The sequence below is a fragment of the Streptomyces aurantiaciflavus genome (assembly GCF_049808595.1).
Classification (GTDB): Bacteria; Actinomycetota; Actinomycetes; order Streptomycetales; family Streptomycetaceae; genus Streptomyces.
Genome location: NZ_JBNCAQ010000012.1, coordinates 186129 through 201717, shown reverse-complemented (window position 1 = coordinate 201717; position 15589 = coordinate 186129). Strand labels below are relative to the sequence as shown.

Sequence of the window (15589 nt, the reverse complement as noted above, 5' to 3'; positions counted from 1 at the left end):
TTAGTGCGTGTTATTGATCCCTCCCGGAAGCGTCGGCACCGTGAAGGCGGCACATGTGCTGCGTCCAGGGGGACGGCTGGCGATCTTCGGGCACGTGTACGAACCGCCTGCCGAGGTGGCCGAACCGTTTGCCGCTGCCCTGCGGCGGGCGGCACCCGACTCCCCGATCAGCGGTCAACCGGCCCGACGCCCGCTCGACCTCTACCAGGCGGGATACGCGAAGTTCGCCGACAAAATCCGCGAGACCGAACACTTCAACGCTCCTGAACAGTGGCGATTCGACTGGGAGCAGTCCTACACGCGCGACCAATGGCTGGACCTGCTACCCACCACCGGCGGCCTCACCCAACTCCATCCCGATCAGCTGGCCGAAATACTGGACGCGGTCGGGGACGCCATCGACTCCCTGGGCGGGCGCTTCACGATGAACTACACCACCCTGGCCGCGACCGCCGTACGCGTCGGCACCTCCTGAGTCCGTCAGCCAAGTCACCGCCGACCCAGAAACCCACGCGGCCGTTCGACGCTCTGCCCGGCGTCGGCGGAGTGGGCCGTAGCGGCGGCCATCTCGGCCGGGAGCTGCCGGCCTGGCGAGTGCCGGTGACGACGGGAATGCAGACGGGACCGGGTGCTTCATCGGCGCGGTGCGCATAGGCAGGCCACCCTGGGCAGATCCGCGACGCAGGTTGGGGCGAGGGAGAATGCCCAGCTGGGCGCTGACACAGTCACGGAGGCCAGCCGTATGACACCTCATCAGCTACTCGGTTTGGCAATCGAGGTGGCCGAGGAAGGCTTGGCGGCGGGCGAGTTGCCGATCGGTGCCGTTGTGGCCATGGGTGACGAGGTCGTCGGCCGCGCATACACGCAGGAGCGGGCGCTGAACCGGCGGCTGGTGCATGCCGAGTTGCTGGCAATGACAGAGGCAGATCAGGGGTTGGGCTGGGGACAACCTCCGGAGCCGGTGATCCTCGCCGTAACTCTCGAACCGTGCCTGATGTGCCTCGGAGCCGCCATGACGATGGGGGTGTCAAAGATCTGGTACGGGCTCGAATCCCCGAGCGACGGGGCGGGGCGTGTCAGCAGTGTGTGGCGGCCGCAGCAACCCGAAGAGGATTTCTCCCAAGTCCCGACAGTCGTCGGCGGCGTCCTTCGACAGCAATGTCAGACATTGTTCGAGCGTTACGCCGAGAGCGCGACGAATGCAGGGATGCGGCGGTGGGCCTCGGCTCTGGCGAGTCTGCCCGCTCGCGACTGAACGCCATGGCACTCGGGCAGGCCATTTCCGTCCGCAGATTCCGGCTCACAAACGCCTGGCCCTGCAGAGTCGGCCTGGATAGCGTCTGGCGAATGCGGATCTTGCACCTGTCGGACACCCACCTCGATCGCCGTGACGCACCGAACAAGTACGGGGTCAATGCGACCCGGTCCCTGCGCCGGATGCTCGCCGATCTACGGCATCTGCGCGCCGTCGACGCCATCGTGGTCAGCGGTGACATCGCCGACGACGGATCCCCGGAGGCATACGCCGCGGCCCGCGACATCGTGGGTGAGTTCGCGGCCGAGCGGAACGTCCCGGTGATCTACAGCACCGGCAACCACGATGAGCGCCAGGCGTTCGCCAAGGTGCTGGGCAGCGGTCATCTCGATCCCGACGGCAGCGATCGGGCCGACACCATGATCGCCTCCGATGAGGCAGAGCGGGCCGCCGTGAGCCTGGCCGACGGCCACCGCTTCATCACGCTTGACTCACTCGTGCCCGGAAAGGGGTACGGGCACCTCAGTCAAACCCAGCTCGACTGGCTCCGCGACGTATTGGACACACCTGCACCCCACGGCACCGTCCTGGTCTTCCACCACCCGCCGATCACCCTGGGTGTGGAAGTCCAGCAGGCCCTGGGACTGCAGAACCCGTCAGAGCTGGTCGACACGATCCGTGGCAGCGACGTCCGCCTCATCCTGTGCGGCCACTTCCATCTGCAGATCTTCGGCTTTCTGGAAACGGTGCCGGTGTGGGTCACCCCAGGCGTCGTCAGCCGGGTCGACCTCACCGCCGCCCCCCACACCGAACGGGCCGTGCGCGGAGCCTCCGCCACTCTGGTCCAACTCGGCACGGCGCACGGACCGCTGTTCCACACCCTCCACGCCCGCGACCCGCGGGTCGGCGAGACCGTCTACGAACTCGACGAACAGCAGCTCCGCTCCGTCATCGACGAGCTCGGCCCCGGAACCTGACCACAGCGTTCCCACTGAATGCCGACCGCGGGTAGGACCACGACCTGTACCGCCGTCGGCTGCGTGAGCGCGGCATCGTCCCGGAGATCGACCGGCGGGGACAACCGCACTACTCGGGCCTGGGCCGCATCCGATGGGTCGCCGAGTCCGCCATCGCCTGGCTCCACGGTCCCCCGCCACCTACGAACCCGCTGGGAAACCCGAGACGACATGCACGACTCGCCCACAAGATCCCAGCCACCGCATGGAATCCGCTCGCGCGCCTGGCTTCCCGCCCTCGCCACTGCCCATCGGGAACCAAGAGCGTCACTGGCTCATCTCCGTGTCGAGAGGGTGAATAGATGATCGAGGATCTGACAATCGGCGAGCAGGTCGTGCTGCTTGCACTGGACGAAGAGAGTGGCACCCTGAGGGAGGCGCCACTGCGGGTGTCTCTGGCTGTTTCGGCGGCCGCCTTGCTGGAGCTGACCTTCACCGGACACGTGATGGTGCGTGACGGCGCACTCGTCCCGGCCCGGACATCAGCGCCGGCGCCGACGGATCCGGCGGCAGCGGCCATGGCCGAACGCATGCCAAGCCATCCCGAGGAGACGCCCCGGGAACGGCTCTTGGCCGTACGCGAGCAGGCACTCGCCGCCGCGTACGACGGACTGTCGGCCAAGCAGTTGGTACGCAAGGAGGGCCGACGGGTCCTCGGCGCCTTCGGATCGGTCAGGTACCCGGTCACGGACCTCACCGCGCTCGTGGCCCTGCGCGAGCGGTTGGCCTCCGTACTCACCCAAGGCCGGGACCCCGACGAGCGGACGGCCGCACTGATCACGGTGCTGCACCATGCGGGCCTCCAGCCCGTCATGCTTCCTGGCAGCGATGCGGCAGTGGCCGAATCCCGGTTCGCCGCGATCGCCGAGGGGCAGGGGCCGGTCGCAGCACTCGGAGAGACGGTCCACAACACAGTGGCCGCTCTCGTCGCGGTCCTGGCCGCCTCGGCCCTGTAAAGGAATGCGACGCTGAAGGCATCAGCGGCCTGGGCTCTTCACCAGCACGAACCCGGGAAGAGCCCAGGTTCCAGCCAATCGGTACACCGAGCATGCTCCGCGGGCACGTCTTCGCGCCAGACTCGAAGCCGGCCACTACGTCCTCATGAGAGCAGCGAAGTACGCTCCCGGGCCGGAGGATGAAGAACAAGCTCAGGCCCGGTCGGGAACGGGCGGTCGGGGCGGGGCTCCCGGCAGCGGCCGCCGACGGCCGGCTGCCGCTGCCGGGGCCCGGTGGGTCAGGGCCGCAAGGGCAGGGTGGAGCAGTTGGAGGGGGCGGGCTCGCCGTTCAGCCGGTCGGTCAGCCAGGAGATCGCCGCCCCCTGGTCGGCGAGCAGCGGAGCCACGTGGTTGAGCAGGGCGCGGCCGAGCGGCAGCAGCACGACCGGCTTGTAGGTGACGTCGGCTCCCTTGGCGCACCAGGCCACGGCGAGTTGCCGCGTCTGCGCGTGGGGTACGAGGTCGTCGGCGGTGCCGGTCGCCACCCGCACCGGGGACGCCGGCCTGAGCGTGCCGATGCGCTGGTCGGCGAGGAACGCCTTCAGCGCCGGCTCCGCCTGGATGATGTCGCTGAGGGAACGGCCGTCCGTGGTCCAGGCGGTGCTCCGCGCCGAGTTGTAGGCCAGGAGCGCGTCGCCCACGCACATGGTCGACAGATCCTTGAGTGCCGCCTGCCCGGCCTGGTTGAGGTGCTTCTCGGCGATCGGCTTCAGCGCGGGGTCGCTCTGCAGGAATCCGTTGACCGACCAGCCGAGCGCGCCCGCCAGGTCGCTGCCGTCGATGGCCCGGGTGACGGCGACCAGGTCCGCTGGAGCGGCGCCCGTGTAGGTCCCGGCGAGCGGCACGTCGGGCGCGTACGAGGGCTGCAGTTCGGCGGCGGCCGCCGTGGCCCCGCCGCCCTGGCTGTAACCGAACAGCGCCACGCGGGAGTCGTCCGTGAGGGACGTCCCGTCGAGGGACCGGGCCGCGCGGACGGCGTCCAGCACGGCGTGCGCCTCGTCGACCCGGTTGACGTAGGTGTGCAGCCGGTCCGTCGCGCCCAGCCCGGCGTAGTCGGTGACCACGACGGCGATGCCCCGGGCCAGGAGCCGGTAGATCGCCAGGTTCTCGTAACCCACGGACAGCGTCTGCCCGTTGAGGAGGAGGGGCCGTTCGAGGCCGAGGGAGGCGGCGCACTGGTCGCCCTGTCCCATGGTCCCGGGCGCCAGTGCGACCAGCGGCCGCGGGCCGCTGCCCTTCCACGCGGCCGTCGGTTCGAGGTAGGCGCCGGTGACGGCCATGGGCCGGCCGCCCGCATCCGTGGACTTGTACATCAGCCGGGTCGCTCTGCCGGGGAGCGGGCCGTCGAGTCCCGGCAGGCTCAGTGCCAGCGGAAGCCGTTCGGTGCGGACGAGGGCGCCGTCGGCCGCCGGGAGTGAGGCCGGCGGGGTGTAGAACGCGGGGATGGTGACGCCGCGCGACACCACGGCGTCGGTCTGCGGGTCGGCGGCGGCCGGGACGGCCGTCGTACCGATGCAGGCGGCAGCGGTGACGGCCGCGGCCAGCAGGCGGGTGGGGGTGGGCATGGCAGACCTCCTGGGGGAGAAGGGAGGCCGAGCCTTTCCTCTGCGGCTCGGTGGCTCACGGCCCGGTGGGGACGGGCCGCCCGGCACGGAGCCGCGGTCGCCCACCGCTGCCCCGCACCGCACGCAACGCGCTCGGTTCTTAGACGAACTGTCAGGACGGTAACCGCGGTGGTGTTACCGGGGGTACCCGTCGGTAGGTTACGGTTCAGTAATATGAGGGCGGCGGCCCAACTTCCCTGTGTCCCCGCCCGGCACGGCCCCGGTTGATCGATTGGTGACGGCTTGGCCGCGGGCGTACGGTCGAACGGTGGACGCCGACAGTGGACGCCGGCGTTCAGTGAGCCTCCCCGGGCCCGCCTCCGAGCGGGCGAGACGCCATGAGCAGCACTCCGCAGCCGACCTCCGCGAGCGAGGCCTCCGCCCGGCGACACGGCGGTGGCGGGGGCGCGATGGCGCTGCTGGTCATCGCCTCGTGTCAGCTGATGGTGGTCCTGGACATCACGATCGTGAACATCGCGCTGCCCCACATCCAGCGCTCCCTGGGCTTCTCCACCACCAGCCTGTCGTGGGTGGTCAACGCCTACACCCTCACCTTCGGCGGCCTGCTGCTGCTCGGCGGCCGGGCCGGTGACATCCTCGGCAGACGGCGCGTCTTCGTCTTCGGCGTCCTGCTGTTCGTCCTCGCCTCCCTGCTCGGCGGCCTCGCCCAGGGCGTCGGCCAACTCCTGGTCGCGCGCGCCCTCCAGGGCGTCGGCGGAGCCATCGCCTCCCCGACCTCGCTCGCCCTGATCAGCACCACCTTCCGGGAAGGGCCCGAGCGCAACCGGGCGTTCGGGGTCTTCGCCGCGGTGTCGGCGGGCGGCGGCGCGATCGGTCTGCTCGCCGGCGGGGTGCTCGTCGAGTGGCTCAACTGGCGCTGGGTCCTCTTCGTCAACGTGCCCATCGGCCTGCTCATCGCCCTGGCCGCGTTCCGCTGGATCAAGGAGTCCGAACGCCACCCGGGACACTTCGACGTCACCGGCGCGCTCACCTCCACCGCGGGGATGGTCCTGCTGGTCTACGGCTTCATCCGGGCCGCGCAGCACGGCTGGCGGGACGCGCTGACACTGGCCGCGTTCGCCGGGGCCGTCGTGGTCCTCGCACTGTTCGTCCTGGTGGAGAAGCGGTCCCGGCAGCCGATCACACCGCTGCACATGTTCGCCGACCGCAACCGCGCGGGCACCTACGGCATCATGCTGTGCCTGGCCGCCGCGATCTTCGGCATGTTCTTCTTCCTGACGCTCTTCGTGCAGAACGTGCTGGACTTCAGCCCGCTGGCCACCGGGTTCGCCTTCCTGCCGGTCAGCGCGGTCATCGCGGTCGGCGCCGGCCTGGCCTCCCGCTTCCTGCCCACGTTCGGCCCCAAGCCCTTCATGGTGGGGGGCGGGATCCTCGCGGCGACGGGCCTGGGCTGGCTGACCCTGACGGACGTCCACTCCACGTACGCCGGCAGCATCCTCGGCCCGATTCTCGTCTTCAGCATGGGCATGGGCATGGAGTTCGTCTCCCTCACCCTGATGGCGCTCTCCAACGTCCCCACCGGGGAGACCGGAGCGGCCTCCGGCCTTCTCAACGCCACCCAGCAGGTCGGCGGTTCACTCGGCCTGTCCATCCTGGTCACGGTGTTCGGCACCGCCGGGGCCAACGAGGCCGGGCGACAGATCCCCGACTTCCTGGCCCGGGCCACCCCGGCGGAACGCCTGCGCTTCCGGCGCACCGGGGAACTTCCGCCCCGCTGGTCCGACGAGATCCTCACCGCCGGCGTCTCGGCCGCGTTCACCATGGCGGCCGTCTTCACACTGCTCGCGGCCCTGATCGCCGTGGTGGTGATCCAGGTCCGCCCCTCCGACCTGGAACGCCTCAGGGGCGGAACCGGACCGGGCGCCCCGTGACCGGCCTTGCCACCCGGCCGGGACGACCGCAGCGTTAGAGTCCGCCCATGGGTCATCGAGACGTGGGCATCCTGCACCCCGGTGCCATGGGAGCGAGCGTGGCGGCGCAGGCCTTGGCCGGGGGAGCCGGGGTCCGGTGGTTGCCCGAGGGCCGGTCGGCGTCGACACGTCGGCGGGCCGCCGGGCTGGAACTGCGCTCGGCGGCGAGTCTGCGGGAACTCGCCGACACGTGCGAGATCGTCCTCAGCGTGTGCCCTCCCGCCGCCGCCCTCGACGTCGCCGAACAGGTGGCCGCGACCGGCTTCCGGGGCCTCTACGTCGACGCCAACGCGATCAGCCCGGACCGGATGGCCGCCATCACCCGGCTGTTCGAGGGCAGCGGCACGACGGTGGTCGACGCAGGGATCACGGGCCCGCCGCCCCGCGAGACCGGCACGACCCGCCTGTACCTGTCCGGCGATCGCACGGCCGTCGCCCGGGTCGCGGCCCTCTTCGAGGGCACCGCACTCGCCCCGGTCGCCCTGGAAGGCCCCATCGGCCGGGCATCGGCCCTCAAACTGGCCTTCGCCGCCTACAACAAGATCTCCTACGCCCTGGCCGCCCAGGCCCGCGCCCTCGCCGACGGCCACGGAGTCCTCGACGACCTGCTCGACCTGGCGGCCCACTCGCTGCCCGGCACCCCGCTGGCCGGCACGGACCAACTGGCCGGCGCCGGACCGCGGGCATGGCGGTGGGAGCCGGAGATGCGGGAGATCGCCCAGGCCTGGCGGGAGGCCGGCCTGCCGACCGCCTTCGCCGAGGCCGCCGCGGAGACGTTCGGACGCTGGGAGACCCACAAGGACGACTGGACGGTGACCGGCGCCCGCCTGATCGCCGACCTGCGGCAGGGCGACGGCGACTCGGCCACCTGATCCACCGGGCGCAGCCCCCGGTGTCCGCCGCGCGCAGACGCCCTCCGCGTCACCGGGGCGCGGACGTCACCGGAGAGCGGCGCGACGCTCCTCCGTCCCGCCGCGCCCGCGACCTGCCCGGTTTCTCAGTCGTCCAGCGCGGTCAGCACCTGGCCGAGGTCGACGAACTTGAAGTTCGTCGCGCTGCGGCCCTCGGCCTCTCCGGTGTCGTCGTGACCGTCCTGGACGACGAGCAGACCGTGCGGGTACCTGCTCCCCAGCGGCGCGTCGAGCGCCGCCGCGCCGTCGCACTCCTCCGAGCCGTCGGGCCCGGTCGCCGTGGCGCCGACGCGGAACCCGCCCTCGTACTCGTTGTCGTCGCCGAGCTCACGGTCGTAGGCGGCGAAGGTGTCGTCCCCCTGGCTGGACGCCAGCAGGTAACCGTCGCCGTCCGCCTCGTGAACCAGCGTCAGGCCCTCGACGTCGGCGGACAGCCGGGTGCCGCCGTAACCCGGGTCGCTTCCGCTCACACACTCCTCGGTGGCCTCGTCGTACGTGCCGGGGACCCCGTACTCCCGTACTTCGTCGATGAGTTGAGGAGTGCCGGTGAGGGCGGCCGGGACGCGCCAGATGCCGACGTCCTCCTGACCGGCGTACAGCGTGCCGTTCGCCGGGTCGACGACCATGCCCTCGACCTGGGGGAGTTCACCGGGCTCCGCGCACGGCGACCACGAAGTGCCGTTCGGCAGACGGAAGGACGAGGGCAGACTCAGCGTGCGGACCTTGCGGTAGCCGACCCTGCCGCCGGCGGTGGCGGTCAGCTCCAGCAGGGCGATCCTGGTGCGCTCCCGCTGACTGACCAGCGCGTACGTGCGGCCGCTCGCCCTGTCGGTCCACGTGGCGAGGCCGTACGCGGTGCGCTGTTCGTTGATCTCGGCCTGGTCCGCCGAGAAGATGGGCGCGGCGGCCGCGTCCGTGACGTCCGTGAGGGGGCGGCCGGGGGAGCGGGGATCGATGCGGTAGACGCGGAGACGGTCGTTGCCCCGGTCGGTGGTGACCGCCAGGTCGGCCCGCCCCGTGGGCAGTTTCAGCCCGTGGACGAGATCCACGTTGTTGAAGCGGCCGGGCGCGTCGTCGGCGCCCGGTCCGGTCGGCGCGGCGATCGACTGCACGAGCCGGGCGTCGAGGTCGTAGACCCGCAGTCCGCCCTCCTTCGCGGTGGCGACGACGAGGCTGGCGTCGGGATCGGCGGCGTTGCGCCAGATCGCGGGGTCGTCGGCGTCGGCGTTGCCGCCCGCCTCGTCGTCGTGGAGGGCGGGGGTCTCGACGCGGGGCAGGACGGTCGGCAGGGCGTCGCCGTCGTGTGCGGGCGCGGGGAGCGCGGCGGTGAGCGCGAGGGACGCCGTGAGGACCGAGACGGCCAACGATCGCGGGAGAGGTCGGGCCACGTCGACTTCCTTCCGTAGCGGGCATGACAAACGTGCGTGATGATCTTGGTTGCCCGGGCGTACGCCGAGGCGGCCTGTACGTGAAGGGGAGGCGCCTTCGAGCCGAACAAGTGCCGGGGGATCAGGGCGATTTCCGGTTACCTGTCATGGTGCTTTCGCGGGTCGGAAAACCTGAGCGGGCGGCCCGTGCGGTCTACACCGAGGAGTGCGCCAGCAGGTAGTCGACGGCCTCGGTCACGTCGGTGACGGTGTGGTGGGGCACGGCGAGCTCCTCGGGCCAGGGCCGGCCCGCGACCCAGATGGTTCTCAGACCCGCACCGTGCCCGCCGTGGATGTCGGTCTCCGGGTTGTCACCGGTCATCCAGTCGCCGGAGGTGAGCTGGGTGCCGCACCGGGCCGCGGCCAGCTCGAACAGGCGCGGGTCCGGCTTGCGGACGTCGATGTCGCCGGAGGCCGCGATGCCGTCCACGAGGTCGGCGAGGCCCGTGGCGCGCACTTTGGCCCGCTGGATGTCGGAGGACCCGTTCGTGGCGACGCCGACGCTCCAGCCGCTCTCCTTCAGCCGGGTGAGGCTGTCCAGGACGGCGGGACGGCAGGTGACGGCGGCGGCCATGCGGTCGACGTACACCCGCCACAGGTGATCGGCCGACTCACCCAGGCCGAAGGCGGCGCGCAGCCGGGCGAAGTCGCCGCGGTCGGCGTGATCGGCGAGCTCGGACAACAGCCACTGCTCGATCTCCGGTCCGTACCCGTGGTCGTGACAGAGGTCGGCTATGGCGTCGGCGACGGCCGACGCGCGGTCGACCAGCGTGCCGTCCAGATCGAAAAGGGCGAGGCGCATGACCGAGCCCTACCCAGGCGCCGATCGCCCCCAACCCGCACACACGGCGCCGCTGGTGCGCGACGAGCGGGTTTGCCGCCGCAGTGAGCGGCAACGCGATGTGAATGAGCGAACCGAAGAGTCAGCCCAACGAAGAACCCGAATCCAAGCGGGCGACCGCGGGCAAGGCCCGCCGGACCGCGGCCAAGGCGACCGCTCCCGCCGCACGGGCCACGAAGAGCGCCGCCACAAAGGCCGATGACGCCGCGTCAGCGACCAGGAACGGTGTCGAGCGCGCCACCGGAGCGACGGCCGGCGCCGCGCACAACGCGGCCCGCGGCGTCGAGGCGGGCCGCCAGGCGATCGTCGCCACCTCGGGGCAGGTCGCCGCCACGGCCAAGACGGCCTGGACCGTCATCGCGCAGCGGAAGCTGGTCGCCGCCGGCGTGGGCGCGGGCCTGACCGCGCTGACCGCCGCGTCGTACGCGGTGGGCCGCCGCTCCGGCCGCCACACCCACGGGCCGATCACCCGGCTCACCGGCGGACGGATCTGACACGTCACCACGGCGGACCCCGCCTGCGGGAACCCGCGCTCACCGCCCCCAGGCCGGGTCGACGGCAGTCGCGCGGCTGAGCCCGACTCCCGTCGTCTTCAAGGGATCCGGAAGGCGACGAAGTCCGACCTGACGGCGGGCTGGGAGAGGACGGGCGATCAGGGAGCCGGCGCGGGCGGGGTCCGCCGAGGCGCGCGGGGGAGCCCCTCAACCCGCATCCGGGAAGTCGACGTGCGGCAGTCCTCCCGGCGGCTCCGGCCCGGGCCCTGCGTCGTGCCGCTCCGCTCGGCGGGCGTTCTCCTCCCGCATGGCCGTCAGCCACGGCCACAAGTCCGGCAGCCGCTGCGCCGGACACGCCAGACGGTGCTCGATCCGGCAGCGCTGCGACCCGTCCGGCGGGCACACGCCGTACACCGCCACCCGACCGTCGGACAGCACGATCCACCGGTGCTGGGCGGGCACGAGGTGCGCGAGCACGGTCACACCCGGCTCCAGCAGCACCCAGTCGTGCTCCAGCGTCAGCACCCGGTCCTGCGGCAACCCGCAGTACGGGCACGCGTACGGCGTCCTGCCGCGTAATCGCCGCGGCCCCTCGTCGACAAGCCCCATACCAGGAGCGTGCGCTCCGACCACCGCCCCGCACACGCCGCCTTCAAGACGCGTCCCCTGTGCCCACACGGGTCCTGAACGGCAGCCGAGACACCTCGGGACCACACGCGTCCGCGCCGACGCACCGGCCACGGCGGACAACCACCGCCGACGGAGCGAGGCGCAACGACGGCCGACCGAAGGACGGGCCCGTCGAAGCCCTCACCGGTGATCGGCCCGGAGGCCCCGCAGACGGCGCGAGCGTCCGCGGGAGCCCTCCCGCGATCGTCCCGGCGGCCCGCGCCGGTGGCCGGTCCGCAGGCCACTCCTGCCGGATCCGTTCCGGCTGGGCCGCCGGGCGCGGTGCGCAGCCTCCGTCTACTCCTGGGCGCTGCCCCGGCGACGGACGAGAAGGGTCACGGCAGCGGCCGCGACGAGGACGGCGGCGACAATGCCGGTCCAGGCGGCGGCGGAGAGCCCGCCGTCCTCCTCCTTCTCGGCGGCGGCCGCCTGCGGGGAGGACGAGACGGCGGCGGTCTCCTCGGCGGCCGGGGTGGCTGCCGCGGAGGGGCTCGCGGAGGGGCTGGGGGAGGCGGTGACCGGCTTCGCACCGGGCGCCGCCGCCTTCAGCTTCAGCACGGGCGCCTCGTTGCCGTGGCCATGACCGTGGCCGTCGTCGTCGGACTCGCCGAGTTCGATCCAGCGGTCGACCTTGCCGTCGCTGTAGGTCTGGAGAGTCTTGAACGCCAGCTCCTTCGCGTCGGGCAGCTGCCGGACGACGATCGAGTGCTCGGCGTTCTCGCCGACCTTCACCGCGGGGCCCTTGACGGTGTACCCCTCGGTGTCGGCGGTGAATTTCCAGCCCGCGGGCCCCTTGCCGTACACCACGTCGGAGGGTGTGATGCCCTTGGGCAGGACCACCCGCAGCTGGGTGATGCCGGCCGTGGTGGACTCCGACTCGGCGACGAAGGTGATCTCGACGTTCTCCGCGAGGGCCTGGGCGTTGGCGGACTCGACCTCCACATGGGCGGCGGCCGGCACGGCGGTGAGCAGGACGGCGGTGGTCGCGGCGGCCGCCGCGACGGTCAGGCGGCGCACGACGCGGGGCAGGGTGAAGCGGGACATGGGGTGTCTCCAAGCACAGGGAATGACGGGGCAGCCGTGCGGTGGGACCGAAGCGGCGCCCCGACGGGGTCAGTTGACGAGGGCAGGCCTCGTCGCGGGAGGACCCCGCCGTACGACCGCGTGTGCGAGGACCGGCCCGACCGCCGGCGGCCCGCCGCCCCCGGCCGGAAGGACGACGGGGAGCCCGAGCGCCTCGGCTGCCGACAGCCGGCCGACGGCCGGCGGCCGGGCGGCGGCCAGCCGCGTCCGCAGGGCGTCGAGCACCGCCGTCACCCCATGAGCCAGCGTCCAGCACGCCACGTCCGCCCGGTGCAGGAGGACGGCGACGAGTACGGCGACCAGGGCGTGGGCCGCCGTCATGGCCATCGAGCCGTGCAGGCGCTCCTGCCAGGCGAGGTGGACGTCGTGGACCTGCCCGCCGTGGTGCCACGCGGGGAGCCCGGCCGTCGCCGGCGTGTGCGCGGGCCGCGTGGTGAACGTCAGCCACAGATGCAGTCCGCACTGGGCCACCACGCTGCAGACGGCGACCGTGACCAGACGACGGGGACGGCGCGTGCCGGCCAGCCCCAGTCCGAAGAGCACCGCGGCCGCTGCTCCGCCCCGTGCCCACGGCACCGGCCCCTCGCCGAGCAGATGGTGCGCGCTCGCCCCCAGCACCGTGCCGACGACGGCGAACACGGCGGCCCGCAGAACGGGCAGAGGCGCGCGGGGCGTCGTGACGGGCTGGTGCATGGCCCGCTCATCATGATGCATGGCCCGTCCCGCCGGCAGGCTGGTCGGCGAAAGAGGCCGAGATGTCCTGGGGCGGACCCCGCTGCTCGCCGCGGGCCCGGTCGGCGCGCCCGGCGTCCTCCGCGCCGCTCGGTCGCCGCGCCTGTCAGGCGTGGGAGAGGGCGAAGGACACCAGGAAGCCGCTCACGGTGATCAGCCCGATGGCCAGGTGAGCGTCCTGGAACGCCTCCGGGATCATCGTGTCGGCGATCATGGCGAGGATCGCCCCGGCGGCCACCGCGGTGACCGCGGCGATCACGGCGGGGGAGAAGGCGCCGATCACGGTGTAACCGAGGACGGCCGACAGCGTGCCCGCGGCGGCGATCGCTCCCCAGACACCGAAGACGTAGCCCTTGCTGCGGCCGGCGTTCCTCATCCCCGCCGAACTGGACAGCCCCTCGGGCACGTTGCTGATGAACACCGCCGCCACGGTCACCAGACTGACCGCGCCCCCGTCGAGCAGGCTGACGCCGATGACCGCGGACTCCGGCACACCGTCCAGAAGGGCGCCGAGCGCGAGGGCCGTACCCGAACCGCCCTGCTCGCTCTCCGACGGCTGCGCCTGCGTCGGTTCCTGACCGGAACGCTTGCGATGCCGGGCGCCCCGGCGGGCCAGCCAGACATTGCCCGCGGTGTAGGCCACCGCTCCGGCGAGCGAGCCGATCGCGGCGGGCGCGAGCCCCGCCTGGTCGTACGCCTCCCCGACCAGTTCGAAGGAGACCGCCGACAACAACACCCCGGCACCGAAGGCCATCACCGTCGCGATCACCTTCTGCGGGACCCGCAGCCCGAACCCCAGCGCGGCACCGACCAACAGCGCCGAGCCGGCCAGCAGCCCCCACAGTCCCGCTTGCACTACTTCAGCCATGCAGGCCCGACTACCCCGCGGCGCGGGTGATGTCGCCTCGCTTTACCCGAGCATGGCGTGCCCTGGAAAGGTGGCTGCTGACGCCGGCGCGTCTAGGGCGTCGCGACGCCTCGCGCGAGAGAGCCGGGGCGCGCTCCCGGTCTGAAAGCGCGCCCCTCACCTCAGGACCGTGCCGGATCAGGCTCGGTCACGTGGTTCACCGATGCGTCCCCGTCCCCAGCAACGCGGGCAGCGGGTTGACGAGACCGGTCGGCGACTGCCGCTGGGCGGAGGGCCCGGTCGGCCAGACCGCGGGGCAGTGGGTGCCCTTGCGCGGCGTCCTCAACGTGAGGAGGTAGGTGTCGACGGCGTCCCGTGCGCACGGGCTCAGCCAGTAGTCGCCGTGGCCGACACCGTCGTAGGTGAGGAACACCGCCTCCCGGCCGATCTGACGGGCCGCGTTGGAGCCCCAGGAGTACGGGGTGGCCACGTCGTAACGGCTGTTGGTCACCAGGATCGGCGGGGTGCCGTCGACCCGGAGCCGGTGCGGCGGGTTGGTCACCTTCGTCGGCCAGTTCTGGCAGCCGGTCAGGTCGGTCCAGGCGAGCGAGCTGAGCCGGGTGACGGGGGCGAGGCGGGCGAGTTCGCGTTCGTAGCGGGGGAGGGTGGCGTAGGACGGGACGTCGAAGTCGTAGTCCTGGCACATCACCGGCAGGTACGCGAACTCCGTCGGCTCACCGCGCCGCTTCAGGGACCGGCCCGCCGCGGGGTCGGCGGCGTCCAGGGAGGCGAGGTCCTCGGCGAACCGGAACCAGGTGGCCGGGTCGTACATGTAGCCGAAGGCGAGGGCCTGGAGGTCCTGGGTGGTGACGGTGTAGGGCGGGTCGCCCGGCAGGACCAGCTCGCCGGCGTCGGCACGCTTGTAGAGCGAGTCGAAGACGGCGCGGGCGTCGCGGTCGTGCAGTACGCAGGACGGAGTGCGGGCGCACCAGTCGGCGAACTGGCCGTACGACTCCTCCATCGCGATGGTCTCGGTCTTCTGGTAGGCCCAGGTGCCCAGGCTGTGGTCCATGTTCGAGTCGAGCGTCATCGCGCGGACGCGGTGCGGGTAGCGCTCGGCGTACTGCTGGCCGATCCCGGTGCCGTAGGAGACGCCGTAGTAGCTGATCCGCTTCTCGCCGAGGCCGGCGCGGATCGCGTCCATGTCGCGGACGACGCTCGCGGTGTCCATGTGGTCGACGAGCGGACCGGTGAGGTCGCGGCAGTTCTCCCCGAGCGCGCGGTTCGCCTCGCGCAGGGCGGCGAAGGAGGAGCGGCTGTCCGGGTAGAGGAGCGCGCTCTGCGCGGCCACCCGGTCCGAGTCGCACGTGACCGGGTTGCTGAGGCCGACGCCGCGCGGGTCGAAGCCCACGATGTCGAAACGCTCGAGCAGCTCGGGCGAGAAGGAGTCGGGCGCGCTGAACGCGAAGCCCACCCCGGAACCCCCCGGCCCGCCGGGGTTGATCAGCAGGGAGCCGATCCGGTGCTCCGGGTCGGTGGCCCGGTGGCGGGCGAGCGCCAGGTCGATGGTGGCGCCGTGCGGCCGCTTCCAGTCCACGGGCACCTCGAGGGTGGCGCACTCGAAGGTGCCCTCGCCGGAGGGAGACGCACAGGGTTGCCAGGCTATGCGCCCGGGCGACGGGGTCTCGGACGGGGGCGCGGCCACGGCGGCCCCGGTGAGCAACTGGCCGAACAGCGCGGTGACTAAGGTTCCGACGGCCAGTCTCGCGCGCCCTCGGGAGCGC

General features: G+C 72.2%; 14 protein-coding genes and 2 pseudogenes. 8 read left to right on the top strand and 8 right to left on the bottom strand.

What is annotated here, in order from left to right; all coding sequences use genetic code 11:
• Nucleotides 1–28: 28 nt before the first annotated feature.
• The 5 genes and pseudogenes from ACPT94_RS16925 to ACPT94_RS16905 all read left to right on the top strand — a co-directional run.
• Nucleotides 29–475: pseudogene (locus ACPT94_RS16925) on the top strand (SAM-dependent methyltransferase); the annotation flags it as partial.
• Nucleotides 476–742: 267 nt separating this feature from the next.
• On the top strand, nt 743–1255 hold the full coding sequence (locus tag ACPT94_RS16920) for a nucleoside deaminase (protein ID WP_425246191.1): 513 nt from the start codon (nt 743–745) through the stop codon (nt 1253–1255).
• Between the two features lie 92 nt (nt 1256–1347).
• The gene (locus ACPT94_RS16915) at nt 1348–2232 is read left to right on the top strand and encodes a metallophosphoesterase family protein (protein ID WP_425246190.1); all 885 of its coding nucleotides are present in this window, start codon (nt 1348–1350) and stop codon (nt 2230–2232) included.
• Between the two features lie 47 nt (nt 2233–2279).
• Nucleotides 2280–2454, top strand: a pseudogene (locus tag ACPT94_RS16910) (IS5/IS1182 family transposase); the annotation flags it as partial.
• A gap of 119 nt (nt 2455–2573) precedes the next feature.
• A complete protein-coding gene (locus ACPT94_RS16905; RefSeq protein ID WP_425246189.1) occupies nt 2574–3227 on the top strand; it encodes a GOLPH3/VPS74 family protein in 654 nt (217 codons plus the stop codon).
• A gap of 278 nt (nt 3228–3505) precedes the next feature.
• Here ACPT94_RS16905 and ACPT94_RS16900 read toward each other — a convergent pair whose 3' ends face one another.
• Nucleotides 3506–4831: a lipase family protein gene (locus ACPT94_RS16900; protein WP_360340306.1), complete on the bottom strand. Its 1326-nt coding sequence runs from the start codon at nt 4829–4831 to the stop codon at nt 3506–3508.
• A gap of 449 nt (nt 4832–5280) precedes the next feature.
• Here ACPT94_RS16900 and ACPT94_RS16895 point away from each other — a divergent pair, with 449 nt between their 5' ends.
• Together ACPT94_RS16895 and ACPT94_RS16890 are read left to right on the top strand one after the other, a co-directional pair.
• Nucleotides 5281–6762 (top strand): MFS transporter, encoded by a 1482-nt coding sequence (locus ACPT94_RS16895; RefSeq protein ID WP_360340674.1) that lies wholly within the window; start codon nt 5281–5283, stop codon nt 6760–6762.
• 47 nt (nt 6763–6809) lie between these two features.
• The gene (locus ACPT94_RS16890) at nt 6810–7673 is read left to right on the top strand and encodes an NAD(P)-dependent oxidoreductase (protein WP_425246188.1); all 864 of its coding nucleotides are present in this window, start codon (nt 6810–6812) and stop codon (nt 7671–7673) included.
• A gap of 125 nt (nt 7674–7798) precedes the next feature.
• Here the strand turns inward: ACPT94_RS16890 and ACPT94_RS16885 are convergent, their stop codons facing one another.
• Together ACPT94_RS16885 and ACPT94_RS16880 are read right to left on the bottom strand one after the other, a co-directional pair.
• Nucleotides 7799–9100 carry a phytase gene (locus ACPT94_RS16885; RefSeq protein WP_425246187.1) on the bottom strand — a complete coding sequence of 434 codons (1302 nt, stop codon included), beginning with the start codon at nt 9098–9100 and terminating at the stop codon, nt 7799–7801.
• Nucleotides 9101–9293: 193 nt separating this feature from the next.
• Complete coding sequence (locus tag ACPT94_RS16880) at nt 9294–9941, bottom strand: HAD family hydrolase (protein ID WP_425246186.1); 648 nt, start codon at nt 9939–9941, stop codon at nt 9294–9296.
• 104 nt (nt 9942–10045) lie between these two features.
• Between ACPT94_RS16880 and ACPT94_RS16875 the strand changes: the two genes are divergently transcribed.
• The gene (locus ACPT94_RS16875; RefSeq protein ID WP_425246185.1) at nt 10046–10474 is read left to right on the top strand and encodes a hypothetical protein; all 429 of its coding nucleotides are present in this window, start codon (nt 10046–10048) and stop codon (nt 10472–10474) included.
• 207 nt (nt 10475–10681) lie between these two features.
• Here the strand turns inward: ACPT94_RS16875 and ACPT94_RS16870 are convergent, their stop codons facing one another.
• The 5 genes from ACPT94_RS16870 to ACPT94_RS16850 all read right to left on the bottom strand — a co-directional run bounded on the left by ACPT94_RS16870 (nt 10682) and on the right by ACPT94_RS16850 (nt 15402).
• On the bottom strand, nt 10682–11083 hold the full coding sequence (locus ACPT94_RS16870; protein ID WP_425246184.1) for a DUF6083 domain-containing protein: 402 nt from the start codon (nt 11081–11083) through the stop codon (nt 10682–10684).
• Between the two features lie 357 nt (nt 11084–11440).
• A complete protein-coding gene (locus tag ACPT94_RS16865) occupies nt 11441–12187 on the bottom strand; it encodes a DUF1775 domain-containing protein (protein ID WP_425246183.1) in 747 nt (248 codons plus the stop codon).
• Nucleotides 12188–12256: 69 nt separating this feature from the next.
• Nucleotides 12257–12919: a hypothetical protein gene (locus ACPT94_RS16860; RefSeq protein WP_360340327.1), complete on the bottom strand. Its 663-nt coding sequence runs from the start codon at nt 12917–12919 to the stop codon at nt 12257–12259.
• Nucleotides 12920–13064: 145 nt separating this feature from the next.
• A complete protein-coding gene (locus tag ACPT94_RS16855; RefSeq protein ID WP_425246182.1) occupies nt 13065–13826 on the bottom strand; it encodes a ZIP family metal transporter in 762 nt (253 codons plus the stop codon).
• Between the two features lie 196 nt (nt 13827–14022).
• Nucleotides 14023–15402 carry an alpha/beta hydrolase gene (locus tag ACPT94_RS16850; RefSeq protein WP_360340333.1) on the bottom strand — a complete coding sequence of 460 codons (1380 nt, stop codon included), beginning with the start codon at nt 15400–15402 and terminating at the stop codon, nt 14023–14025.
• Nucleotides 15403–15589: the final 187 nt, after the last annotated feature.